This window comes from Streptomyces sp. NPDC001194 (genome assembly GCF_042896985.1).
Lineage (GTDB): Bacteria > Actinomycetota > Actinomycetes > Streptomycetales > Streptomycetaceae > Streptomyces.
Genome location: NZ_JBIAXU010000006.1, coordinates 326,528 through 350,039 on the forward strand (window position 1 = coordinate 326,528; position 23,512 = coordinate 350,039).

General features: G+C 71.0%; 19 protein-coding genes. 13 read left to right on the top strand and 6 right to left on the bottom strand.

Annotated features, from left to right (window positions below):
• Window positions 1–192: 192 nt before the first annotated feature.
• The gene (locus ACFY1T_RS17220; protein ID WP_390788858.1) at window positions 193–489 is read left to right on the top strand and encodes a DUF2188 domain-containing protein; all 297 of its coding nucleotides are present in this window, start codon (window positions 193–195) and stop codon (window positions 487–489) included.
• A gap of 143 nt (window positions 490–632) precedes the next feature.
• On the opposite strand, the gene ACFY1T_RS17225 is transcribed toward ACFY1T_RS17220, so the two are convergent.
• The gene (locus tag ACFY1T_RS17225) at window positions 633–1,853 is read right to left on the bottom strand and encodes an alpha/beta hydrolase family protein (RefSeq protein ID WP_390788859.1); all 1,221 of its coding nucleotides are present in this window, start codon (window positions 1,851–1,853) and stop codon (window positions 633–635) included.
• Window positions 1,854–2,233: 380 nt separating this feature from the next.
• Here ACFY1T_RS17225 and ACFY1T_RS17230 point away from each other — a divergent pair, with 380 nt between their 5' ends.
• From ACFY1T_RS17230 to ACFY1T_RS17245, 4 genes are all read left to right on the top strand, one after another.
• Window positions 2,234–2,959, top strand: a complete 726-nt coding sequence (locus ACFY1T_RS17230; protein ID WP_390788860.1) for a restriction endonuclease — start codon at window positions 2,234–2,236, stop codon at window positions 2,957–2,959.
• Between the two features lie 281 nt (window positions 2,960–3,240).
• Complete coding sequence (locus ACFY1T_RS17235) at window positions 3,241–3,966, top strand: hypothetical protein (RefSeq protein ID WP_390788861.1); 726 nt, start codon at window positions 3,241–3,243, stop codon at window positions 3,964–3,966.
• Window positions 3,967–4,208: 242 nt separating this feature from the next.
• Window positions 4,209–4,676, top strand: coding sequence for a hypothetical protein (locus ACFY1T_RS17240; protein WP_390788862.1), 468 nt, complete (start codon window positions 4,209–4,211; stop codon window positions 4,674–4,676).
• A 264-nt stretch (window positions 4,677–4,940) separates the two neighbouring features.
• Entirely contained in the window at window positions 4,941–6,953 is a 2,013-nt protein-coding gene (locus ACFY1T_RS17245) for a WD40 repeat domain-containing serine/threonine protein kinase (protein ID WP_390788863.1), read from the top strand.
• Window positions 6,954–7,083: 130 nt separating this feature from the next.
• On the opposite strand, the gene ACFY1T_RS17250 is transcribed toward ACFY1T_RS17245, so the two are convergent.
• Window positions 7,084–7,560, bottom strand: coding sequence for a cupin domain-containing protein (locus ACFY1T_RS17250; protein ID WP_390788864.1), 477 nt, complete (start codon window positions 7,558–7,560; stop codon window positions 7,084–7,086).
• A 326-nt stretch (window positions 7,561–7,886) separates the two neighbouring features.
• Here ACFY1T_RS17250 and ACFY1T_RS17255 point away from each other — a divergent pair, with 326 nt between their 5' ends.
• The gene (locus ACFY1T_RS17255) at window positions 7,887–9,623 is read left to right on the top strand and encodes a PKD domain-containing protein (RefSeq protein WP_390788865.1); all 1,737 of its coding nucleotides are present in this window, start codon (window positions 7,887–7,889) and stop codon (window positions 9,621–9,623) included.
• 237 nt (window positions 9,624–9,860) lie between these two features.
• Window positions 9,861–10,814, top strand: a complete 954-nt coding sequence (locus tag ACFY1T_RS17260; RefSeq protein ID WP_390788866.1) for a helix-turn-helix domain-containing protein — start codon at window positions 9,861–9,863, stop codon at window positions 10,812–10,814.
• 121 nt (window positions 10,815–10,935) lie between these two features.
• On the opposite strand, the gene ACFY1T_RS17265 is transcribed toward ACFY1T_RS17260, so the two are convergent.
• Window positions 10,936–11,292: a hypothetical protein gene (locus tag ACFY1T_RS17265; protein WP_390788867.1), complete on the bottom strand. Its 357-nt coding sequence runs from the start codon at window positions 11,290–11,292 to the stop codon at window positions 10,936–10,938.
• Window positions 11,293–11,914: 622 nt separating this feature from the next.
• Here ACFY1T_RS17265 and ACFY1T_RS17270 point away from each other — a divergent pair.
• The 3 genes from ACFY1T_RS17270 to ACFY1T_RS17280 all read left to right on the top strand — a co-directional run bounded on the left by ACFY1T_RS17270 (window position 11,915) and on the right by ACFY1T_RS17280 (window position 15,519).
• On the top strand, window positions 11,915–13,165 hold the full coding sequence (locus tag ACFY1T_RS17270; RefSeq protein WP_390788868.1) for a cytochrome P450: 1,251 nt from the start codon (window positions 11,915–11,917) through the stop codon (window positions 13,163–13,165).
• Window positions 13,166–13,323: 158 nt separating this feature from the next.
• On the top strand, window positions 13,324–14,058 hold the full coding sequence (locus ACFY1T_RS17275; protein WP_390788869.1) for a hypothetical protein: 735 nt from the start codon (window positions 13,324–13,326) through the stop codon (window positions 14,056–14,058).
• 207 nt (window positions 14,059–14,265) lie between these two features.
• Window positions 14,266–15,519: an NAD(P)/FAD-dependent oxidoreductase gene (locus ACFY1T_RS17280; RefSeq protein ID WP_390788870.1), complete on the top strand. Its 1,254-nt coding sequence runs from the start codon at window positions 14,266–14,268 to the stop codon at window positions 15,517–15,519.
• A gap of 85 nt (window positions 15,520–15,604) precedes the next feature.
• On the opposite strand, the gene ACFY1T_RS17285 is transcribed toward ACFY1T_RS17280, so the two are convergent.
• Complete coding sequence (locus ACFY1T_RS17285; RefSeq protein WP_390788871.1) at window positions 15,605–18,301, bottom strand: ABC transporter substrate-binding protein; 2,697 nt, start codon at window positions 18,299–18,301, stop codon at window positions 15,605–15,607.
• A gap of 367 nt (window positions 18,302–18,668) precedes the next feature.
• On the opposite strand from ACFY1T_RS17285, the gene ACFY1T_RS17290 reads away from it, so the two are divergent.
• From ACFY1T_RS17290 to ACFY1T_RS17300, 3 genes are read left to right on the top strand one after another with little or no spacing between them, the layout of a single operon-like run.
• The gene (locus tag ACFY1T_RS17290; protein ID WP_390788872.1) at window positions 18,669–19,865 is read left to right on the top strand and encodes a ThiF family adenylyltransferase; all 1,197 of its coding nucleotides are present in this window, start codon (window positions 18,669–18,671) and stop codon (window positions 19,863–19,865) included.
• Window positions 19,862–20,506, top strand: coding sequence for a GNAT family N-acetyltransferase (locus ACFY1T_RS17295; protein WP_390788873.1), 645 nt, complete (start codon window positions 19,862–19,864; stop codon window positions 20,504–20,506). The genes ACFY1T_RS17290 and ACFY1T_RS17295 overlap by 4 nt, the downstream gene beginning before the upstream one ends.
• 42 nt (window positions 20,507–20,548) lie before the next feature.
• The gene (locus ACFY1T_RS17300; RefSeq protein WP_390788874.1) at window positions 20,549–20,851 is read left to right on the top strand and encodes a hypothetical protein; all 303 of its coding nucleotides are present in this window, start codon (window positions 20,549–20,551) and stop codon (window positions 20,849–20,851) included.
• 14 nt (window positions 20,852–20,865) lie between these two features.
• Here the strand turns inward: ACFY1T_RS17300 and ACFY1T_RS17305 are convergent, their stop codons facing one another.
• Both ACFY1T_RS17305 and ACFY1T_RS17310 read right to left on the bottom strand, forming a co-directional pair.
• Window positions 20,866–21,510 carry a GAP family protein gene (locus tag ACFY1T_RS17305; protein ID WP_390788875.1) on the bottom strand — a complete coding sequence of 215 codons (645 nt, stop codon included), beginning with the start codon at window positions 21,508–21,510 and terminating at the stop codon, window positions 20,866–20,868.
• A 195-nt stretch (window positions 21,511–21,705) separates the two neighbouring features.
• Entirely contained in the window at window positions 21,706–23,331 is a 1,626-nt protein-coding gene (locus ACFY1T_RS17310) for an MFS transporter (RefSeq protein WP_390788876.1), read from the bottom strand.
• Window positions 23,332–23,512: the final 181 nt, after the last annotated feature.

Genomic DNA, 23,512 nt, shown 5'->3' on the forward strand with positions numbered 1-23,512 from the left:
GCGCACGGACGGCTCCGGGTACTGGTTCGGTGCCGCCGGTACGGGTAGGAGCCACCCAGGCGGACACCGCAGGCCAGGCGCCACGCACCTCCACCCAGGCACTGCCTTCGCAGGCCAGGACTGGCAGGGGCCGTCGGGAAGGCGTCGTCCACGGCCTTGCGGGCCTCCGCCTGGCAGCCGAGGAGAGCGATCATGGCAGCGAGACAGACCGTCTACCACGTGTCACCGTCCGGTGAACGGGCGGCCGCGGCGGGCATCAAGTGGCAGGTCGAGGGCCGCGAAGGTCGACGGCTCCTCCACGAACCGCACCGCACCCAGAAGGACGCGATCAACGCGGCCCGACAACACGCCAGAGACCACCAGCCGGCGCAGGTCATCGTCCACGCCGTGGACGGACACATCCGCAGCGCTTACACCTACGGAGACAGCCCCGCGATGCCTTCGGGCGAGCGCGGCCGCAAGGCCGGACAGCACGGAGGCGTCTTCTGAGGCACGGCGCCTGCTCGGGAACGCCCGAGGCCAGAACGCGAAGGGCCGGACCGTGATCGGTCCGGCCCTTCGCCGTCCACCGGCCGACGGCGTCCCTCGGGGGGCCATGACGGGTGCGGGGCACCCGTGCCCGCACGGCCTGGTCAGGCCGCGGCAGCGAGGGTGTCGTCGAGCCAGTCGTAGATGCGGGCGATGGACAGGCGCATCGCACCGGGGTGGCAGTGCGCGCCGGCGCCTTCCGCCGTGGTGAAGAGCATCAGGGTCTTCGGGCAGGTCAGGTGCTCGTAGAGCTGCTCCGGCTGACCCTTGAAGAACATGTCCTCTTCGGCGTCGCACACGAGGGTGGGGCACTGGATCCGCTCGGCGATGCCCCCGGCCAGGGTGTAGTCCAGATAGGAGGCGTTGAAGGCACGGGGGGTTTCCACACCCATGACGTACATGCCGTGGTTGATCGCCCAGCGCGCGATCGGGTCCCTGGTCATGGCCTGCTCGAAGGCGGCGTCGAGTTCCGGAGCGGACTCGGCGCGCAGGAGCCGTTCGGCCTCCTCGCGGGTGCCGGAGATGTTGCGTACGGCGGTCTGGCCGAGGTCGTAGAGACCGTCCACGGCGATCAGGGCGGCCAGACGGTGCTCGAACGCGGCAGCCCGGGGGGCGAGGACGCCGCCCATGCTGACGCCGAGGAGTGCGATGCGGCTGTTGTCGACCTCGGGAAGGGTCTCGGCGAAGTCCACGACGGGCGTGATCACGTTCTCCCAGTCCGGGCGGAAGACCAGGTTCTGGTGGTGACGCGGGCCCGGCATGCCGGGGCCGTCGAAGGCCAGCACGTTGTAACCGCGCTCGACGGCGGCCATCGCCCCGAAGAAGTGCAGCTCCTCCGCGGTGCCGTCGAAACCGTTGTGCATGATCAGCGTCGGCCGGGGCGTCCCCGAGTCGTCGACCCGGTAGAAGTAGCCGGGCAGGGTCGTGTCCTCGTACGGGATCTCGACCGGCTCGATGACCGGGGTGAACAGCGCCGCCGCCGCCTTGAAGCAGGCCACCGAGCGGTCGTAGGCGTCGTCGTGACGCGGGTCGCAGGGGTGGCCGTGCAGGAAGAACTCCGCCGAACGGTAGTAGTTCGAGGCGCGCAGGAAGCCGTCCCGGGCACTGATGCGGTGGCCGGCCGCCAGCGCCTTCTCCGCCGCCTGCGACACACGGTCCGCGGTGGCCGTCCACTCGACGTACCAGCTGCCGTAGTCGCCCTCGATGATCCGCTCACCGGTGGAGACCACCTCGCCGAAGTCCGCACCGCCATAGGCGATGTGGCTCATCGACCGCAGGGTCTCGTACCAGAACTGGATGTTGTTCGGGAACAGCAGCTGCTTCATCGGATTCTCCTGTTGATGTGAAGCGACGGTGTGCGCTTCTTCTCGGTCCTTGGCGAGCACGTTTGTTCGGGCCTTCGGCGCCACCCTCGCGGTGCGCTCTCCGGCGTGATCCAAGATTCCGGCGGACCGCTGTCCACCTGCCAGGCCACACGCAGACGAAGCCTGTCCACCGCTGTCCGCACGTGTCCGCCCCGCTGCGGGAGGCGGTCGACGATCCCCCCGGCCACCAACCGGGAGCGGCACGGGCCGACAGCTTCGCCCTGTCGGGTGGACAGCCCGCGCCCGGGGGCCGTTTGAGAGCCGGAATCGCGGCGATACGGGCATCGAACAGTGTTCGCCGTGGTCGGGGACCCGGCGTGTGAAGGGGAGGGGACCTCGGCATGACGACACCTGACGAGGACGTGCCCGTGGCCGTGCGGGGCACCGGCTGGGGGCGCGATGTGGTGCTCGCGGTCGGCCTGTTGGGCATCGGCATCGGCGGGCTGACCGCGTTCCTGAAGGCCGCTCCGACGAGTTGGGCCGGTGTGCCGGTGCCGCCGGTCGCGGCCCTGGGCGTACTGCTGCTCGGAGCGGTACTGGCGAAGTGGACCATCGCCCCCGGCCGGCGCGGCGCCCGGCCGCCGCGTCCGGTGGCGGCGCCGGCCGGGTACGGGCCGCTGCCGGAGCTTCCCGACGTGGGGAGCGAGGCCCTCGACCATGCCGCGGTCGACGCGGACGGTTTCGAGCACACGGTGGCCGCCTTGTGCGCGCGGGACGGATGCACCTCGGTGGAGGTGGTCGGGGGTGCGGGCGACCTGGGTGCCGATGTCCTCGCGACGACGGCGGACGGCCGGCGGGTGGTGCTCCAGTGCAAGCACTACTCCGAGGACAACCGGGTCGGCTCGCAGGACCTCCAGCGGTTCGGCGGCACCTGCTTCGCGGTCCATGGGGCCGATGTCGCCGTCCTCGTCACGACCGGTTCGCTCACCGCACCCGCGGCCGAGTACGCCGACACGTGCGGGATCGTCTGCGTCGACGGAGAGGCCCTGGCCGCGTGGACGGAGCAGCAGGCGCCTCCGCCGTGGGAGGCGAATCCGTCCGTACCGACTCGGGAAGCGTCGTCATAACGGGCGAAGCCGCCGCCGGCCGCAACCTCCACGACGACGTCGCCGTGCTCGCCGTCTCCCCCCACGGCACCGTCTGACGCGCAACAGCCTCATCCGTGGGCCCGGTCGCGTGCATGCAGCCTGACGCGAACCAACTGGCCCGATCGCGCACTTGCCCGGGTCCGATGCCCGTGGAAACATTCCACCGCGCATCCTTGGGAGGCCGGGGCGGATCGGCCCCGGCACTCCTCACGTCATGGTTCCGTCCCGTGAACGAACAGACAGCCAGGAGTGCATTTCTCATGGTCCGATCGAAACTGCGGACGTTCCTGCTCGGCGCCGGCACCGCGACCGTCATGCTGGCCGCCGCCCTCCTCCCCCTCGGCACGTCCGCAGCGGCCCAGCCGTCGGGGCCGGTCGCCGCGGACGCCCGCGGTGCGGCGGCCGGCACGGCCCTCGGTCCCGCCGCCGGGTTCTGGTCCTGCACCGTCCCGCCCGGCTACACCTACACCACGACTTCCAGCACCTCCACGTGCGGAAGCAGCAACACGCAGTACTTCGTGCAGCCGGCCGCGGACAACCTGTGGGCATGCACGCTCCCCGCCGGCTTCACCTACATCTCCGTACAGAACGCCTCGGACTGCGGCCCCGGCGGCAGCAGCATCAAGTACTACCTCCGCACCCCGCAGACCAACCTGTGGGCGTGCACCGCACCCGCCAACTTCACGTACATATCCGTGCAGAACACCGTTGACTGTGGACCCGGGGCCGGTACCAAGTACTACCTCCGCACCCCGGAGACCAACCTCTGGGCCTGCACTCTGCCCGCTGGCTTCACGTACATCTCCGTGCAGAGCACGCAGACTTGCTCGACCAGTGGGACCCGCACCAAGTACTACCTGCGCACCCCGGAGTCGAACATGTGGGCGTGCACCGTTCCCCCGGGATACACGTACATCTCCACGCAGAGCACCAACGACTGCTCGATCGGCGCAACGACCACCAAGTACTTCATCCGGGCCTACTGACACGGCCCGCCGCGCCCTTCCCTCTCGCGGCTCCGGTGGCGATGTAGGACTCGGAGCAGGTGCCGTGGTCGGCGCCGCGGCGGGAAGCGTACGCCAATGACCGGCCGTCCCCGGACACCCTGGTCCCGGGGCCTGCCGCGTCCAACAGGAACAAAGCCGACAAGGACCGGGAGCGGAGGCCGCACTGGGACGGCTGTGAATCTTGCTGTCGGAGGGCCTGCCGAGTGAGGTAGAAGGACGGCATGGACACCGCAGAGCTTCGGCAGACGCTGAACGAGACCATCCAGCACCTTGTCGTGCACCACGGATACACCGCCTACATGCGCGACTACGAGGTCATCGTCCACGTGTGGAACGGCCCCCAGAGCCCGCCGACCTACCTGCGGTACCTCTTCCGGCACTGCGTGGAGGCCCGATGCGAGACCTTCCTGCCCGCGGATACCTGGCGGGTCTCCTTGGACGACGGACTCCTCGACCGCGAAACCGCACACCCCGACCGCGGCAGTTACGTCTGGGGCGCAAGGCACCACGAGATGTACGGGGCCGAGCTGCGTCCGGACTCCGAGGCGGCCCACCGCTGGTCGAAGGCCGTCGGGGTCGCCTTCCATGAGGTTCACATCGAGACCAACGCACACGATCTGACTCTGCTCTTCTCGGACCTCGAGGTGAGCGAAGTCCCGGTCGGGTACGCACCCTTCATCGCGGACTGAGGACCAGCGGTCGTGTGCCCGGATGCTTCGGGCCGTGTCCGCATCGAGGAGCACCGAGCCGTCGCACCGGATACGGCAAGCGCGCGGCCACGTGTACCTCGGCACCGCGACAGCGGCAGCGGCAGCGGCAGCGGCAGCGGCAGCGGCAGCGGCAGCGGCAGCGGCAGCGGCAGCGGAGCCTTGGTCCCCATCGCCGTTCCACGTCTCGGTGGCAAATCCCCGGGACCGGCGCGGCTCGGTCCCCGGAGGCCTACAGTGACCGCTATGACGGGGGCAGGGGCACACCTGGTGGGCGGCCGCTACAGGCTGATCGAGCTGGTCGGACAGGGTGGCATGGGGCGGGTGTGGCGCGGTCACGACACCACGCTGGACCGGCAGGTCGCGGTCAAAGAGGTCCTGCTGCCCGAGGGCGTCGCGCCCGACGAGCGGGAGCAGTTGCTCAGGCGTACCCTGCGCGAGGCCCAGGTGGCCGCCCAGCTCAACCACCCGGGCATCATCACCGTCCACGACGTGGTCGAGCACACGGGCGCCCCGTGGATCGTCATGGAGTTCGTCGCCGGCCGGTCCCTCGGCGCACTGGTCGAGCAGGACGGCAGGCTGCCGTGGGAACAGGTCGCGGCCATCGGCGCGGAGATGGCCGACGCACTCGCGCAGGCCCATGCCGCCGGGGTCGTGCACCGGGACCTGAAGCCCGACAACGTCCTCCTCCAGGGCCGCCGTACGATCATCACCGACTTCGGCATCGCCCGGGTCCTGGACGGCTCCGGCGCGACGAGGCTGACGCGCACGGGGGTCATCGTCGGCACCCCCCAGTACATGCCGCCCGAGCAGCTCGAAGGCGGGGACGCGGGCTCGCCGGGCGACATGTGGTCGCTGGGAGCCACGCTGTACGCCGCCGTCGAGGGCACCGCACCCTTCGCCGCGCCCAGCCTGATGTCGCTGTTCCACGCCATCATGACGAAGCCGCTGCCACCGGCCCGGCACGCGGGGCAGCTCGCCCCGGTCCTGGAGGAGCTGCTGGCCAAGGACCCGGGGAAGCGTCCCACCGCCGCCGAGCTCGCCGAGCGGCTGGGTGCGGCCCCGGACCGGCGCACCCGGCCCGACCAGCGCCCCGCCGAGCCGCGTCGGGCGCACCTCCTCTCGACCGTCACGGCGCCGCCGGCCCCGCGGCAGCCGGCGGTCCACCCGCCCACCGCTCCCGCGACCGGGCCGGTACGGGTGCCGGCGCCGGTGTCACCCACACCGGCGCCACCCGCGCCACCCCGGCCGTCCGCCGCCCGCCGGCCCCGTGGGCCCGGCCGCCGGGCCGTCCTGCTCGGTGCGGGGGCCGTCGCCGTCGCAGGTGCCACCGGCGGCGCGTGGGTGTGGAAGTCCCGCTCGCCGAGCTCCGACCGGGCCTGCGTCGCCACCCTCACCGGCCACACCTACATGATCAACTCCCTGGCGTTCACCCCGGACGGGAAGACGCTCGCCAGCGCGAGCGACGACAGCAGCGTGCGCCTCTGGGACGTGAAGGACCATGCACACCTGGCCACGCTGACCGGCCACACCGACATGGTCTTCTCCGCGGCGTTCAGCCCGGACGGGAAGACCCTCGCCACCGCGAGCGCCGACAAGACGGTGCGCCTGTGGGACACCGCGGCCCGCAAGCCGGCGGCCACGCTCACCGGCCACACCGCCCGAGCCCGGGCGGTGGCGTTCGATCCCACCGGGAAGACCCTCGCCAGCGGCGGTCAGGACGGCATGGTTCTGCTGTGGAACGTGACGGCGCGGACCAGGACCGGCAGCCTCGACGTCCCCGGCGGCATCGTGTACGCCGTGGCCTTCAGCGCCGACGGGAAGACCCTCGCCGCCTCCGCGGGACCCGGCCCCGCCGCCCGCCGGTGGGACATGAGGACCATGAAGGGCACCGACATCGCCGCGAACAGCGGCACCACGCAATCGATCTCCCTCAGCCCCGACGGAAAGACCCTGGCCTTCTCCGAGCCCTACGGCACCGCGTCCCTCTGGGACCTGGCCTCCGGGACCCTGGCCGGCACGTTCGCGAAAGTCCACACCGACTTCGTCACCATGGTCTCCTTCAGCCCCGACGGCAAGACCTTGGCCACGGCAAGCGACGACCGGACCGTCCGGCTGTGGGACACGGCTTCCCGGAACCACATCGCCACGCTCACCGGCCACGGAGACCAGGTGATCTCCGTGGCGTTCAGCCCCGACGGAACCCTGCTCGCCAGCGGCAGCCGGGACAAGACCGTCCGCCTGTGGGCTCTGACCTGAACATGCCTGTCCGGCCGGTCCGTTGGCGCTTCCATGGTCCACGCCCGTGTCCCGCTGCCGGCCCGCGGCCCCGGAACCAGGAACGAGGAACCAGGAACCAAGAACCACTCTCGCGACAGGCGCTCGTTGATCAGGCGTGCTCGTCCGATGGCTGCTGGACGGGCTGGACCGACCAGGCCGGCGGCTCGTCGTTGCCCGAGTCCTCGTCGCGCTCCGCATCGGCGGCCGTCGCATGGATCTTGCCCGGCGCATGGTGAACCGGCGCGTACACGGCGTAGAGCTGCAAGGCCTCGTCACCGATGTTGGTGACGTTGTGCCAGGTGCCGGCGGGCACGAAGATCGCCCAGCCGTCCTCGACCTCCCGGTCGAAGTCGAGCCGATCCTTCGTACGGCCCATTTGGACACGGCCCCGGCCTGCGTCGAGTCGTAGGAACTGGTCGGTCTCCGGGTGCGCCTCCAAGCCGATGTCCTCACCCACCGGAATCGACATGAGGGTCAGCTGAAGGTACTTCCCGGACCAGGCGACCGCGCGATAGTTCATGTTCTCGAGCGTCGCCTGCTCAAGGTCGAAGCTTTGAGGTTCCGGCCCGATGTCCTTGATGGTCACACTTCTCTCCCGGTCGGCAAAGGCGTTACACGGATGCGGTATTGCGCCAGCTCACGTCAACATTCGCAGAGCCGTGGGCTCTTCCGGCCACAAACACGCGAGCCGCCACCGCACAAAAGGCCACGACCTGTCGGCACGGGCCGTCGGGTCACGCGGAACGACAGGCACCCTCCTGTCGATCGCAAACCGCACAGCCGGTAAAGCGCTGACCCCTATGGAGTGAATGGCGCCAGAACCCCGTGACCCTTGGCCGGAACCCTTCATACGGTGGCCCCTCTTCGCTCATCACCACACCTGGGGGGCCGGTGCGCAACCACCGACTCGTAATGACCGCTGCCTTCGTGGCGGCCGGTCTCGGCATCATTCCGGGCATCGCGCAGGCGGCGGATCCCGTGCCTGTCGCGGCCGGCGTGGCCAAGGCGATCGCCGCGGCATCCACGTCCGAGGGCTTCCACAGCCCCGCGGATCGCACGATCCGTACCACCCTGCCCACCGCCACCGAGGGGAAGCCCACGGCGAACTCCAAAACCGCCGCACCACAGAAGGCGCAGGCCGCGCGTACCGAGGCGGCCGCACCCGCGCAGAACGCGGAGACTGCGGCGACCGAGCAGGCCGCACTCGACGCGGGGGCCAATCCGGCCCTCGCGGTCGACGTGAGCGGCACCAGCTACACCGCGCACGGGATCGAGCTCACCGCCCTGATCACGAGCGCCGACTTCGCGCTCGACATCGTCATCGACTGGGGCGACGGGAAGACCGACACGGTCACCGCCCAGGGCAACTACGAGCTGCACCACTCGCACACGTACGACAAGTCCGGCGAGTACCAGGTGCAGGTCAAGGTGACCGACACGGCCAATGCCGTCCAAGCCACCAACGGCGGGGCATTCCTCACCCCCGGCGCCGACTTCACCCCGCACGCCCCGACCCGCCTCCTCGACACCCGCAACGGCACCGGAGCCGCGGTCGGCAAGGTTCCCGGGCAGGGATCCGCCCGCGTCAAGGTGGCCGGCAACGCCTCCGTCCCGGCGGGCGTCACCGCCGTCGCCCTGAACGTCACCGTCACGGAGACCGTCGACAGCGGCCACGTGACCGTGTGGCCCGGAGCCGGCTACGACCGCCCGAACACCTCGAACCTGAACTACACGGCCGGCCGGTCCGTCCCGAACCTGGTGATCGTGCCCGTCGGGGAGGACGGGTACGTGGAGCTGTTCAACGGCGGCTGGCAGCCGGTCGACCTGATCGCCGACGTCACCGGCTACTTCACCCGGGCCTCGGCGAGCGGCTACACCTCGATGACTCCCGCCCGGTTCGTCGACACCCGGGAGGGTCTCGGCACGGCCCGCGGGAAGCTCGCCTCCCGCAGCGCGTTCACCACCCGGATCAGCGGACTGCAGGGGGTGCCCCAGAACATCAAGGCCGTGGCTCTGAACGTCACGGTGACCGAGCCCGAGGGGCCCGGCCACATGACCGCCTTCTCCGGCACCGGGGCGGTGCCGACGGCGTCGAACCTGAACTTCGTACCCGGACAGACCGTGGCCAACGCCGTGATCGTGCCGGTGGCCGAGGACGGCACGATCAAGATCTTCAACGGGGCCTGGTCCCCGACCCACGTGGTCGTCGACGTCGTCGGCTACTACAGCCAGGACAGCAAGGCCGCCTTCCTGCCCTTCGCCCCCTTCCGTACGCTCGACACCCGTGAGGAGGCGTACGGCTGGCCCGGCGGCAGGTTCCGGGCCCGGGAGTACATCACGCAGGGGTTCACGCCCGAGGCGGCGACGGGTGTCGAGGCGTACGTGCTGAACGCCACCGTCACCGAGACCCGCGGCACCGGATTCCTCTCCGTCGCCCCGAGCCCGTACGCGCTGCCCGCGCAGGGCGAGCCCCCCGCACCGGCCGGACCGCGTCCCGTCTCCTCCACCCTCAACTGGACGACCGGAGACACGGTCCCCAACCTGGTCCAGGCGAGCGACGGCGACCACGGCGTCATCACCTTCTGGAACCAGGGCCATGAGGACGCCGACCTGGTGCTCGACGTCTTCGGTGTCTACCAGACGAAGTGACCCCCGGGGTGGCGCGCCCGGGCGCGCCACCCTCGCCCCTCCCGGCCTGCGCCGTGTCAGCGGGCTCCTCCGCCCCGGCCCGGAGTACAACGGCTCGATCCGTGAACCACGGGGGTCGGGCGACCTGTGCCGGAAATGACGCGCGGGCCGGGAGTACGCCACTGCATCCTTGGTTGCGCCGGAGCGTGCGAGCTGTCGGGGGGCAGTGGGATGTGGTCCTTGGTGTCATCGGGTGACGTGCCCGCGAGCGAGCGTTTCGACTGGTTCTCCGATCTGGTCTCGCGGGAGGTGATGCCCACCGCCCTCAGGAGCGAGCGGCCCGCCGAGTTCCGGGCCGAGGCCGGTGTGCTGGACCTGGAGGGCCTGCGCATGGCGCGGTTCACCATGTCGCCCCTGACCTCGCGGCGCACAGCGGCGCTGGTCCGGCGGGGCGATCCCGAGCAGTACCAGCTGGGGCTGATCCGGCAGGGTGCCACGGCCCTGTCCCAGCACCGGAACGCGAGCACCGCCGGAGCCGGGGACTTCCTGCTCTGGGACACCTCCCGGCCCTCCGACACGGAGGTGTCCGGCAGCGGCACCGTGCGGCTGACGATGCTGCAGTTCCCCCGTCACGTCCTGCCGCTGCGTTCGCAGCGCCTCGACGAGCTGCTCGCCCGCCGGATGCCGGCCGGCAGCGGGCTGGCGGCGGTCCTGTCGTCGTTCCTCGCTTCCCTCGAGGATCACGAACTCCACGGCGGGCCCGGGGAGCTGCGTGCCCTGGGCACGGCGGCCATCAGTCTGACGGCCGCCTTCCTCGCCCAGCAGCTCGACGTGGAGGAGCGGCTCCCCGCCGAGGTCCGGGCCCAGGCCCTGCTGCGGCGGATCCTCGAGTTCATCGAGCACAATCTCGGCGATCCGGAGCTGACCCCCTCGGCGGTCGCGGCCCGCCACAACATCTCCGTCCGCGGACTCCACCAGCTCTTCCGGAGCCAGGAGGAGGGGGTCCACGCCTGGATCCGGCGGCGCCGGCTGGAGCGGTGCCGCGCCGAGCTCGACCGCCGGGGTCCCGGCGCCGAGCAGGTACAGATCATCGCGGCTCGCTGGGGTTTCAGCGGACCGTCGGTCTTCAGCCGGTGCTTCCGCGAGGCGTACGGGATCAGTCCCAGCGAGTACCGCACGCTGCGTGCCGGGGAGCCGGGCGCCTGGGGCTGACCCCCGCCGCTGCCCGGTGGCGCGACGCGGACGCCGCCCCCGACGGCGCGGGGCCGGCGGGGGCGGTGATGACGGCTCCGGCCGCGTCACGTCGGGGCCGGTTCCGGCGGGCGGGGCAGGGTCAGTTCCAGACCTCACCGTAGAAGTACCCGCCCGTGCCCTTCAGGTAGTAGTGCTGGCCGTACAGTCCACCGGTGCAGGCCTGCTGCCAGCGGAAGCCGTTGGTGGCGATCGAGCCGACCATCACGCCGGTGTCCCCGTCCCAGAGCTCGGCGCGCCCCCAGGAGGCGAGGGCGTTGTGCTTGCCGCCGAAGCAGACCTGGTGGCCGCCGTTGGCGGGGATGCTGGAGCTGGTGCAGAGCGTCCCGCCGGAGGAAGAACACGAGGCCGTCGCGGCGCTCGCCGTGCCGGCGGTGACCAGCCCCAGCGCAGCCACCGCGGTCGCGGTCATGACGATCTGGGCGAGCTTCTTCTTCATGGTGATTCCCCCATGTCGTGAACGAAGTTGTTCGAACACGAGGGAGCCTATGAAAGCGATCGGGCGGTTGCTGTGCAGCCGGCGCAAGCCTGCTTGACGATCGACGCAGGAGCCTCAGCGGCGCTGCACCGGGGTGGGGCCGACCGAAATGCAGAGGGAGCAGAAGGCGCGGCCCTTGTCCGATGAACCCGCCGCGGGTTCCAGCTGCCATGGCGACGCCGCGCTCCCCTAGGGCGTGTCCGCAAAGTCCCGCCTGCCCCGCGACGCCCGGCACGCGCTCTCGGCGCACCGGGCGAAATCCCGAGTACGTCCAGTACAAGGGCTTCCGCCCGGCACACCGAGAGCACGCACCGGACGCCGCGGGACCGCCCTCCGGGCGGACGGCTCTACTTTGCGGACACCCCCTAGGGCGTGACCTGCGGTTCCATAACCCCGGCAGGCGGTTCCGGGGGCTTGCGTGCATGCTGGGAGAAGCCTGGCCCGGAGTCGGCCGACGAGCAGGTGCGAACGGCGGAAGCCGACGCGAGTCCGATGCGACTCACGCCCGAGGTCCGCGCCGTGCGCGGCGCCGGCCCGCGCCCTCTCCCCCGTCCCGATCCCGCGAGCCGCACGAGGACATGCCATGCGCGAAGCCATGCTCCGGCAGATCATCGACTACTCCAGCCGGGCCGACCCGTACCCGCTGTACGAGGAGCTGCGCAGGACCCCGGTGTACCACGACGCGGACGGGCCCTACCTCGTGAGCACCTACCACGAGATTCTCAGCCTCCTGCACGACCCGCGCATCAGCTCCGATCCCCGCAACCTGACGCTGCCGTCGAGCGATCCGTTGGCGCAGGAGGAAGAGGACGGGTCGGCTCTGCCCCCGGTCTTCCTGAAGCTCGATCCGCCGGACCACGACCGGCTGCGCCGCATCACGAACCGGCCCTTCGGGCCTCCGCACTCCCCGCACAGGGTGCACGGCATGCGCGGTGAGCTCGAAGACATCGTCACCGGCCTCATCGACGGCATCGCAGGCTCGGATTCGCTGGAACGCATCGATCTGGTCGACCAGTTCTCCTACCCCTTCCCGGTCACGGTGATCTGCCGGCTGCTCGGCGTGCCCCGCAAGGACGAGTCCCGCTTCCACGGCTGGGCCGACACCATCGCCGCCGGCCTCGACCCGGATCCGGACGCCGACCCCGGCGAGCAGCACAAGGGCGTGTCCGACGCGCAGATGGAGCTCGGGATGTATCTGGCCGGGCTGATCGAGGAACGCCGCAAGAACCCGGGCGAGGACATGCTGTCCCAGCTGGCGGCCGTCAACGAGGAGCCGGACGGATCCATGAGCACGCTGGAGGTCATCAGCACCGCGGCGCTGCTGCTGATCGCGGGCCACGAGACCACGGTCAACCTGATCACGAACGGCATGCTGACCCTCCTGCGTCACCCTGACGTCCTCCGGCGGCTGCGCGAGTCCCCGGAGATGTCCGTGCGGATCGTGGAGGAACTGCTGCGGTACGAACCGCCCGTGCAGATGCTGCCCCGGCGCAGCACGCTCGCCGACATCGACATGGGCGGGGTGAACATCCCCAAAGGCGCCACGGTTTCGCTGATCCTGGCGTCAGGCAACCGGGACCCGAAGCGGTTCGAGAACCCGGACCGCTTCGACCCCGACCGCGGGGACATCCAGCACCTCGGCCTCGGCAGTGGCATCCACAGCTGCTTCGGCGCCCCGTTGGCACGCCTGGAGGCCCAGCAGGCGCTGAGCGCACTGGCCCGTCGGCTGGAGAACCCGCGGCTGCTGGAGGACCCTCCCCCGTACCGTCAGAACGCAGTGCTCCGCGGCCCCCGGCACCTGCCGATCGCCTGCGACGGCATCCGTACCCCCTGAGAGAGTGCTGCGGGCGGCCCGGCAACCGACGTACCACGGTACGCATGCCTCTTTGCCGACCAGGGAAGATGGTGTGGGATACGCCAACCATCGCTGACCCGCGCCGAGTAGCATCCGGCAGCAGCGATGCACATCTCCCCTGAGGAACGGTGACTGCCATGGCCAACGAACCGGTCGACACCCCGATCCAGACCAAGTACACGCAGCAACTGACCGCCGACCTGTCGGCCAATCAGGCCGAACAGGCGAACCTCACCACGCGTCTGAACCAGCTCCAGGCAGAAGAGAAGTGGCTCACCACGGCGCTGGATTCCCTGCTGACGGACGACGGATCCGCACCGGCCCCTTCTCAGGTGCTCGCTTCGCCCGTGAGCAGTACCGTCCCGGCCGGCGCAGGCACGGATGAGGTGACCGTGCCGAAGCCGAGGGCGCGGAAGAAGGCCGACGGTGCGGCGGCCCCGGTGAAGGCCGTCGCCAAGAAGCCCGTCACCAAGAAGCCCGTCGCCAAGAAGGCCTCTGCCAAGTCCGCCCCGGCAAGGAAGTCCACGGCCGTCAGGAAGACGGCGGTGAACCCGGCCGCCGAGGACGCGAAGCCCGCGGAGCCCACGCTCGGCGGGCTTCTCACGGAGATCCTCTCCAAGCAGCCCGGGGAGCCCAAGAAGGTCAGCGAGATCCGCATCGAGCTCGAGGCGGCTCACCCCCAGCGCACGTCGTCGGACCCGGTCATCCGCGCCACGCTGGAGAAGCTCGTGACGAAGGGCGTACTCGAGAAGGACAACCGACAGCGCATGGTCCTCTACACCTGGCCGGCTCAGGCCTCCGCTGCTGCGCCGCAGTCGAAGCCCGAACAGAGCGTCGCCGAGGCCGGCGAGGCGGCATCGGTCGGCGTCTGAGCGCCGCGGCGCGCCACACCTCGACGCGGAGGTGTTCATGCCCCGCGGATGCCAGGGGCTCCGCATGCGGCCTGGTACCGGGGCCGGGTGGTTCGGGAAGGGTCCCGAACGTACCCGGCGGCGCGTCCGAAGCCGTCTGACCGGGGTCCGCGCGTAGCCTGGAACCGCCGCTGCGACGCCGGTCGGGCAAGGTATGTGAGGGCATTCATGGCCAAGACGCAGGACGACGGGCATGACGTGGCGATCATCGGCGCGGGAGCCGCCGGGCTGGCATGCGCATCCGACCTCGCCGGGGCCGGCCTGCGCGTGCGCCTGGTGGAGGCCGAGGACACGGTGGGCGGCCGCATCCGCACCGACCGCGTCGCGGGCTTCACCACCGACCGCGGCTTCCAGGTGTTCAACACCTCCTATCCGCAGGTACGGCGTCGCCTCGACCTGCCCGCTCTGCTCCTGCGACCGTTCACCGCGGGTGTGCTGGTCCACACCGACGACGGGAGGCTCCGCCTGGCCGATCCCACGCGGCGCCCGCGCGACGGCATCGCCGTGCTCACGGGCGGCCGGGTCAAGCCGCGCGATCTGCTGGCCTTCGGTGTCCTGTCGGCACGCGCCATGCTCGCCCCCGCCTCCCGTGTCCGGGCCCGACCCGACGTCACCACCCGCACCGCCCTGGCCGACGCGGGGTTCTCCGAGGACTTCGTCGAGACGTTCTTCCGGCCGTTCCTGTCAGGGGTCTTTCTGGAAGACTCGCTGGAGACCTCGGCCCGCTTCTTCCACCTGGTCTGGCGCAGCATGCTGCGCGGCACGCTCTGCCTGCCGCGCGACGGCATCGGCGCCGTACCGGCACAACTCGCCGATCGGCTGCCCCCGGGAGTGCTGTGCACCTCCTCGCCCGTGACCGAGCTGACGCCGGGGGGAATGGTGCTCGGCAACCGGGAACTCCGTGCGCGGGCCGTCGTCGTCGCCACCGGAGCCGGTGCCGCGGCACGCCTCCTGCCCGGCCTCGCCCCGTCTGCGGGCCGGACCGTTACGACGCTCTACCACGCCGTCGGGCGCTCACCTCTGCCCGAGCCCATCCTGCTGGTGGACGCCCGCCGCAGGTTCTTGAACACATGCGTCCTCACCGAGGTCCAGCCCGGATACTCCAGCGACGGCAGGGCCCTGGTGTCGACCTCCGTGCTGGGCTCGCCAGGACCGGTGGAGGAGGCCGCCGTACTCACCGCCCTCGCCGAGACGTACGGCACGGACACCGGCACCTGGGAACCCGTGCACCGCGTGACGGTGCGAGGCGCCCTGCCCGCCATGCCCCCGCCCGTGCTCTTGACCCGCACCACCCGCTTCACGCCGGGCCGCTACGTCTGCGGGGACCACCGGGCAACGGGCTCGCTGCAGGGAGCACTCGCCTCGGGGACGCGGGCGGCCCGCGAGGTGATCGCCGACCTCGAAGCCGCCGGTGGGCCCTGAGGGACGGCGTGGCCCGCCGTCCCTCGCCCAGCCTACGGTTCCAAGATCGCCCGCACCGGCGATCCGCTGATCGAGAGGGGACCCCCTAGGCCGAGGGGCAGGGGCGTGTTTTGCCTGGGCGGCCCCAGGTGGCGGGGTTGTTCAGGCCCGGCGGCTGGTCGGGCAGCAGGCCGCACGCCATCAGTGTCGTCACGCTCTTGTCCATGTGCGACTCCAGGACGTAGACGGCCTTGCTCGGCGGGTACTTGTGGCGGCTGTCGAGCGACAGCAGGCCCGAGGCGCCCGAGAAGTTCTGCACGCCCGGGTTGGACAGCCGTGCGTACACGTCCGTCGGCTGGAACGGCGCACTGCTGTTCTGCGGCGTCTTGTACTGCGCGTAGACGGAGTTGATGACTTCGGAGGCGACCCGCAGCGCGTCGTAGGCCCCGGCCGCGTTCCCCTCCGGCACCGAGCCGTCCTTGAACACGCTGCGGAACCGCACGGTGAATTCGGAGTACGGGCTGTCGGGGCTCTCCGTGCCGGTGGAGTTGTTGAGCATCACGTAGAAGGGCTTCAGCACGGAGTGTTCCTTGAGCATGTCCTGCGGATCCTGCATGTATTTCGCGGCCGTGCTCTCCGAGAACACGGCGACCGGCTTCCCGTCCGCCTTCCGGCAGTCCGCACTTGCCTGAAGGGCGTCGAAGAGCTCCGGCATCTCGCCCGAGCGGCCCGCGTACAGGATGAATCCGCCGGAGGTTCGGACCTCGGTGCAGACGTCCCGCGCCACTTCCGAGACGATCTGTCCGTTGCGGTTCTCGTAGTACGGGACGGTGACCACCTTGCCGCCCTTGTAGTGCTCGGTGAACTTGCGCTGGAGGTCGGAGCTGAAGAACTCGTCGTCGGGGTCGTAGACCATCACGGCCGTCCTGCCCCCGTCCTTGGCCGTCGTCAGCTCACCGATCTGCTCGGAGTACGCGGCGAACTCGGCCATCACCTCGGCGATGCGGTCGTTCGAGGGGGACACCTGGAAGTAGTAGGAGGGGGCCCGCTCGTCCACCATCCTGCTGCCCGTGACGGAATTGCCGATCACGGGAATGCTCGCGGCCGAGATCTCCGCGACCGCGGCGAACGACGCCGGGCGGCTCTGGGTGATGCCCACCACGGCCGCGATCTTGTCCCGGTCCTTCCGGTCGATGATCTCCTTGGCCACGTCGGGCTGCCGGCCGTTCTGGGATCCGTAGGCGAAGTACTTTCCCGCGTTGGCGATCAGCAGGCGGATCTGGACGATGTCGCCCTCGCGGCCGTTGACCTGGTTCTGGGCCGCGAGTGCGCCGCGCAGGCTCTGGATGCTGACCGGGGTGGAGTCCCCCGGCTCTGCGGTGAGCGGGGCGAAGAAGACCACCGTCCGGTACGGACGCCCGCTGGTCATGGCGTCGTGGTTCTGCTGTGCCGCGACCGATTCCAGCGCGAACAGTTCGTCGTCCCGGCCGGGGACGCCCAGATGGCATTCGCTTCCGTCGGTGACCCCGACGATCTCTCCGGTGCTCACCTTGTGGCACGACGGCGGCAGTTCGGTGTCGTGCCCGGCGAAGTACAGACCTCCGGCGACAAGGGCCAGCACCACCACCGGGGTCGCCACGGCCCGGACGTAGTCGCCCCAGCCGTTCGCCCGTACGGTGATGTTCGGGTTGGTCTCCACCCACCGGTCGGCGGGCCCGTCGTCGTCGCTCGCCGACAGCGGGACGACGTACACGGCCGATGAGGAGCCCCGGGTGTACAGGCTGTGGACGCGGTCGGCGAGACCGGTCACGCTGCGGGGGTCGGCCGGCACGGTCTGCGCGTACGAGGGCGGCTCGCCCTTCAGCGCCCCGAGGACCATCAGGGGCGCGGGCGGCTCGGTGCGGACGATGTCCGCGTACGTGTCGAGCAGCTGGCGGACGGGCGTGCCCTCCTCGCCGACCTCGGGGAGGAGCAGGACGAAGGGCCAGCGCCGGCGGACCCGGTAGATCCACAGCCGGGAGGGCGCGGCTGCCCTGGCCAGGTCGTTCAGCAGGGCCATGAGCAGCATGCGCTGGATCAGAGCGTGGTTGCCGCGTGCCGTGCCGGACGGGGTGATGGTGAGCGCCATGCGGAGGAAGTTCGCGCCCTGGGGGCGCCGTGAGCCGACCCAGCGCAGGCTGCGCCGCCTGCTGAGCCACAGGCCGTAGACACGGCGGGGCAGTCCGACGACCAGGAGTTGGAAGAGGGAGAGCCAGATGTTGACCAGGAAGTTGTCCCCGGTGGCACCGGCCAGTCGGGCCAGGGTGCCCAGGAGGGGGCGCCGGAGCATGAGTTGGAGGTAGAGCTCGTCGCGCAGTCGGCGTCGTTTGGCTGCCGTGGACCCGGCGCCGACCGGCACGTCGAGGGCGGCTCGGCAGGTGTGGAACCGCGGCAGCCGCAGTTCGCCCACGCCGGGGGGCATCGTGCTCTCCAGCTGCTCGACGATGGCGTCCAGCAGGGCGACGTGCCGATCATCCACGGTGCCCGGAACCTCGCCGGGCAGGGCGTCCCGCGGGGCGGCGTCCCCGTCCTCGATCAGGGCGTGCGGGACGAGGTCGACCGCACGGCCGAGATCCTCGTCGCGCAGGCGTTCCCGGTAGCCCAGGACGATCGTGCGACCGGTGGACGCCTGGATGGTCCCCGGCGGGGCGGGATCCCGTTTCAGCAGCATCACGGGTAACCGACGGCTCGCACCCCGGTTCGCCGCGAACGTGTCGAACTGCTCGATCAGGTACTCGATCCCCTGCGGAAGCGGCCGTTGCACGCTGCTCCTCTGCGCATCAGGACGCCGGGCCGCGAAGCCAGCCGTCTCCGGATACACCGCCGCACGGCAGAGCTCGGCCAGATGGCATCACACCCCGGGCGGTCGCGATCGACCACCCGCCCCCCAGCGGCAGTGAGTTCGGCCACATTAGCGGGACGCGCCGCCGCGCCGCCGGGGAATGCGCGGGTTGCCCTCGGCGGGCGCAGCGCAGCCGGCCCCGGTCAGGTACGGGCGGGGTGGTCACGGCCTGGTGGCCAGGGCGCGCAAGGGCGCACACCGGGCGCATTTACATCGAAGATCAATTCGAGTGCGCCCCCACGGGTGAGGTGCGCGGTCTCAAGATCGCGGGTTTGGCTAGCGTCCTGGCGTGACCTTCTTCCCATCCCCCGGCGCGGGCCCGGGGCAGTTCGTGCTGCCCTCGCCCCGGCAAGCAAGTGAATCGTTTCGTCCCCTTCTGCTCGACCCGGCCCTGCCCGATCACGCCGGCGCCCTGGCCGCCGTACGGGACTCGGCGCTGGTGAGAGAGGTGCACGACCGGATCCAGGAGCAGGTCGAAGAGCTCGTACGCTGCCTGGCCCCGGGCGAGTACCGCACGGCGGCCGCGCTCGCGCGGGCCGTCGCGGACACCACGGGCGGCCGGCCCGAGACGTACGGGACGTGGGTCTGGTACCCGTGGTCCGGACGCCTCGTCCACGTACTGCCCGAAGCGGACTTCCGCCTGGTGCGCAGCGACCGGAACCGCGACAAGATCACTCGTGCTCAGCAGCAGTCCCTGTTCGGGCGCCGGATCGGTGTCGTCGGGTTGTCGGTGGGCAGCAGTGCCGCGCTGACCTGTGCGATGGAGGGCGTGGGCGGCTCCTTCCGGCTCGCCGACTTCGACCGGCTGAGCCTGTCGAACCTGAACCGGCTGCGCGCGGGCGTCCACGAGCTGGGTCTGGAGAAGACCGTGCTGTGCGCCCGGCGCATGTACGAGCTCGACCCGTACCTCGACATCGAGCTCCACCGCGGCGGCCTCACCGAGGAATCCATCGGAGACTTCTTCGCCCCAGAGCGCGGCGGTCTGGACCTCCTGATCGAGGAGTGCGACACACCGTGGGTGAAGGTGGCCGCCCGTGAGCACGCCCGCCGCCTGGGGGTTCCGGTCCTCATGGACACGAACGACCGCGGGCTGCTGGATGTGGAGCGCTTCGACACCGAACCGGGGCGCCCGCTCTTCCACGGACTGCTCGGTGACACGACGTCGGATGAGCTGCGCGGGCTCGACCGCGCCGGAACGATCCGCCTCCTGCTGCGCATGGTCGACGAGCGGCGCCTCAGCCCCGCGATGACCGATGCCCTGCCCCGGATCGGCCGGACGCTGTCCAGCTGGCCCCAACTCGCGAGCGGCGTGATGCTCGGTGCGGCCCTCGCCACGGACACCGCCCGCCGCATCCTCCTGGACGAACCGGTGCCCTCCGGGCGCTACTCGGTCGACCTCGACGTGCTCGTCCCGGCCGGGTCCGCTTCCGCGTCGGGCGGCACGGCGGCGCACCCCGTGGGCGCACGACCCGGAGCCGCCCCGTGACGCGCGTACCCGAACTCCGCGGCAGGCGCCTCAAGCTGCGCGAACTACGGCCTTCGGACCACGAGCCGTTCACGCGCATCCTTACGCACCGCCTGCTCACCCGCTACCTCGGCATCGACCGCATGGACGAGAGCGAGGCGCACGACGCGTTCGCCCGGAGCCTCGGCCAGCCGCACGCGCACCCGCGGCACCGCTACACCCTCGCCGTGTCCTGCCTGGACGACGACACCCTCACCGGCACGATGGGCCTGCTCGTCGAGGGCTACGGGAACAACGCCATGCTCACCAGCCTGGTGCTGCTCCCCGGTGCCCCCATGGCCGGCCACGGACACGAGGCGGGCCGACTGCTCATGGCCTACGGGTTCGGCCACCTCGGGCTGCACCGCATCTGGGCCGGCCACCGCAGCGACCACCACCGCATGGCCGACGTGATGCACGCCGCCGGACTGCGCCGCGAGGCCACCCTGCGGCAGCTCTTCCGCACCCAAGGCTGCTGGCACGACGTCACCACCTACGCCGCGCTCGCCCCTGAGTGGAAACGCCAGGCCACGGAGGCCGAGCTCGCCATCCTGGACGCCGGGCCGCGCGTCGGTGATCCAGGCAATGCCTCACGTTCAGTAGCGGGCCGCTACCATGGGTGACCCGACGGGTTGTGGCAAGACGAGAGAGGCGGGTGGACGGGGATGCGCGAGACACGACGCGTGGCGCGGGTACTGGGTGCGTGCGCGGCGGCGCTGACGCTGGGGCTGGCAGTGCCGGGTACGGCGCAGGCCGCGGACGGGGTGCTGTTCATCGATCGGGCACCGATTCACGACCCGTCCGGCTGCTACCCGTTGGGCGACTTCGTGCCCTCGGAGGTCGCCAACTTCACCGACGGGACCGCCTCCGTGTGGTCGGGGCCCCACTGCGACGGGCGCGTGACGGGCTCCGTCCTGCCGGGGCAGGTACTGCGCCCCGCCCCCGGCATGAGCCTGTCCATCCGGTAGCGCCGCGTCCGGCCTCAGGCGACCAGCTCGTACACGCTCCGGGCCGTCAGCCACAGGCCGGCGAGCAGGGAGAGCGTGACGATCAGCCGCTCCTGGTGCTGCTCCAGCCAGCTCCGCAGGGCGTTCAGCCGGGCGTCCGCGGCCGCGGGCGCCCGGAGCGCGTACATCTCCATGACGATGAGGCTGAGCGTGGCCAGCAGGCAGTAGCCCGTCAGTGCGAGCCAGTCGGTGGAGGTGGAGAGGTCCGCGTCGACGGCGGTCGCGGCGCCGGCGCCGACCAGTGCCCAGGGTTGCAGCAGCCACGCCAGGCCCGCCGCGGTGGCCGAGGAGGCGTTGTCGATCCGCGCGGTCCAGCGCGGCGGGCCGTGCGGGCGGGGCGGTCGGCGGTGCCGGTGGACGCCGTACAGCACCAGAGCCACGCCGATGGCGAGTTTCCCGGCGATCACGGCGGTCGAGGGCGCGCTGTGACGGGCCGGGGGCTGTCCCCCGGTCAGCAGCATCACGCAGGCGATGACCGCGATCAGGTTGGCCAGCCACGACAACAGGAACGCCAGGCCCAGGCGGACGCCGCGCCGCGAGGAGAGGAGCAGGATGAAGGCGCTGTTGTGCAAGGGCCCCAAGGTGACGGCCATACCGATCACCACCAGGTCGAGGACCATAGGTTCAGCCGCTCCTGGGTGTCGGGGCCGTCTGCCACGTGTGGATGGGCGGGACCGGTCGGCAGAGTCGGGCGGCGCTGCGGTGCTGCATCCCGACTCTGCAGGTGGCGGCCCGGCTCGTCAAGCAAGCCACGCCCGCATCCCCGCCGGCGTCGATCCGGTCCTCGGACCGGCTTTCGGCAACCTGCCGGATCCTCAGGCTCCCGGCCCGCTCGGCCTCTCGGCGGCGGAGGCGGAGGCGGAGTCCTCTGTGTAGAAGCGCCGTAGGAGCTCCTGCTCGGCGTCCCGGTGCGGGAACATGAAGAAGATCAGCAGTCCGCCCAGGGCGATGGCGGCCAGGCCGACGGTGTACGCCCAGTCGTCGCCGTGGAGGAACGACTGGCGTGCTGCCGCGATGATCTGGTCGGCGTACTGGGGGTGCTGCTCCGCCACCTGCCCCGCGGAGGCGAACGACTTCGTCAGCTCGCTCTGGACCTGGTCCGACACGTCCTTGCCCTTGGGGGACGCGGCGATCGCCGCGCTGAAGGCCGAGGCGTAGCCGGCGGTGAGGAGCAGGCCCATGATGGACTGCATGATGGCCCCGCCGAGGTCCCGTTGCAGGTCGGCGGTGCCTGAGGCCATGCCGGCCCGTCGCACGGGCACCGATCCGGTCAGCGAGTGGGATGCGGGCGTCCCGGCGAAGCCGGCGCCGATGCCGATGAGCACGTAGGCGAAGCCGATCTGCCAGTAGCTGCTGTCCTCGCCCCAGAACAGCAGCATCCAGGCGAAGGCGAGGAAGAGGAACGCGTAGCCGATCAGCAGGGTCGCGCGGGCGCCGCGCGTCTCGACCAGTTTCGCGGACCGCGGTGCCACGAGCACCATCAGCACCACGAGCGGGAGGATGGCGGCGCCCGCTTCGACGGGGTTGTACTCGAGCACGTTCTGCAGGTACTGCTGGCTGATGAACGCCGACCCCATCATGGCGCCGTACACGATGATTCCCGCGCAGGCGGCGACCCAGAACGTGCGCCGGCCGGCGACGTGGAGGTCGTACAACGGGTTGGGAGCCCGGCGCTGGCGCCAGAAGAACGCCACTCCGGCGACCAGGGCGATCACGGCGAGGCCGACGACCAGTGCCGCCTCGCCGGGGACGGCGGCGAAATTGATCGCCAGCACCAGTCCCGCGATCAGGAGGACGGACAGGATGCCGCCGAGGTTGTCCACGGGTTCGGACGACTCGTTGGCGTGCGCGGGGACGAACATCAGGGCCATGACCACCGCGACCACGGCGAGGGGCAGGGTGACCAGGAACACCGACCCCCAGTAGAAGCGTTCGAGCAGCGCGCCCGCGATCACCGGCCCGAGCATGGAGATGCCGCCGCCCAGGGCCGACCACAGCGCGATCGACTTCGTCCGCCCCGGCCCCGCCCACAGGGCGGTGATCAGCGCCAGCGTGGTCGGGTAGGCCATTCCGGCCGAAAGCCCGCCCAGGATCCGGGCCAGCACGAGGACGGTGTCATTGGGCGCGTACGCGGCGAGCAGGCAGGCGGGGACGGACAGCGCGGTGCCGAGGAGCAGCAGCAGCTTGCGCCCGTGCCGGTCCCCGACCGCACCCAGATAGAGCACCGATGCGGCCAGGCCCAGGGAGTAGCCCACGGCGACCAGGTTCAGCGTGGTCTGGGAGGAGTCGAAGGCCTTCCCGATCGCGGGCAGCGCCACGTTGGCCACCGACAGGTTCAAGTTGGCCACCGCGGCAACGATGATCAGGGACGCCAGGACGAGCGACGCCCGCGCGGGGGCCTCACGCGGAACATCGATGCGCGGCGCGCCGCTTTTCGACATGGAACCTCCGGGGCGAAGTGGGGCTTGGCGAGAGTCTTGCCTGATCCGCCGTGCCGCACATCGCCCCATTGGGATGACACGCCCACCTTCGCCGACGCGGCGGCCCGCCCCGCCGGGGCCCCGTCCCCGAGGCGGGTGCCCGGTGCCCGGTGCGCGGCTGTGAGTTGGCTGTGAAGCGACG

What these genes read in the sequence shown, in the direction of transcription:
- ACFY1T_RS17265 (WP_390788867.1), bottom strand. Translation starts at nt 11,292, where the DNA reads ATGAAGAAGAAGCTCGCCCAGATCGTCATGACCGCGACCGCGGTGGCT.
- ACFY1T_RS17255 (WP_390788865.1), top strand. Translation starts at nt 7,887, where the DNA reads ATGACCGCTGCCTTCGTGGCGGCCGGTCTCGGCATCATTCCGGGCATC.
- ACFY1T_RS17310 (WP_390788876.1), bottom strand. Translation starts at nt 23,331, where the DNA reads ATGTCGAAAAGCGGCGCGCCGCGCATCGATGTTCCGCGTGAGGCCCCC.
- ACFY1T_RS17245 (WP_390788863.1), top strand. Translation starts at nt 4,941, where the DNA reads ATGACGGGGGCAGGGGCACACCTGGTGGGCGGCCGCTACAGGCTGATC.
- ACFY1T_RS17240 (WP_390788862.1), top strand. Translation starts at nt 4,209, where the DNA reads ATGGACACCGCAGAGCTTCGGCAGACGCTGAACGAGACCATCCAGCAC.
- ACFY1T_RS17305 (WP_390788875.1), bottom strand. Translation starts at nt 21,510, where the DNA reads ATGGTCCTCGACCTGGTGGTGATCGGTATGGCCGTCACCTTGGGGCCC.
- ACFY1T_RS17280 (WP_390788870.1), top strand. Translation starts at nt 14,266, where the DNA reads ATGGCCAAGACGCAGGACGACGGGCATGACGTGGCGATCATCGGCGCG.
- ACFY1T_RS17230 (WP_390788860.1), top strand. Translation starts at nt 2,234, where the DNA reads ATGACGACACCTGACGAGGACGTGCCCGTGGCCGTGCGGGGCACCGGC.
- ACFY1T_RS17235 (WP_390788861.1), top strand. Translation starts at nt 3,241, where the DNA reads ATGGTCCGATCGAAACTGCGGACGTTCCTGCTCGGCGCCGGCACCGCG.
- ACFY1T_RS17270 (WP_390788868.1), top strand. Translation starts at nt 11,915, where the DNA reads ATGCGCGAAGCCATGCTCCGGCAGATCATCGACTACTCCAGCCGGGCC.
- ACFY1T_RS17275 (WP_390788869.1), top strand. Translation starts at nt 13,324, where the DNA reads ATGGCCAACGAACCGGTCGACACCCCGATCCAGACCAAGTACACGCAG.
- ACFY1T_RS17300 (WP_390788874.1), top strand. Translation starts at nt 20,549, where the DNA reads ATGCGCGAGACACGACGCGTGGCGCGGGTACTGGGTGCGTGCGCGGCG.
- ACFY1T_RS17220 (WP_390788858.1), top strand. Translation starts at nt 193, where the DNA reads ATGGCAGCGAGACAGACCGTCTACCACGTGTCACCGTCCGGTGAACGG.
- ACFY1T_RS17225 (WP_390788859.1), bottom strand. Translation starts at nt 1,853, where the DNA reads ATGAAGCAGCTGCTGTTCCCGAACAACATCCAGTTCTGGTACGAGACC.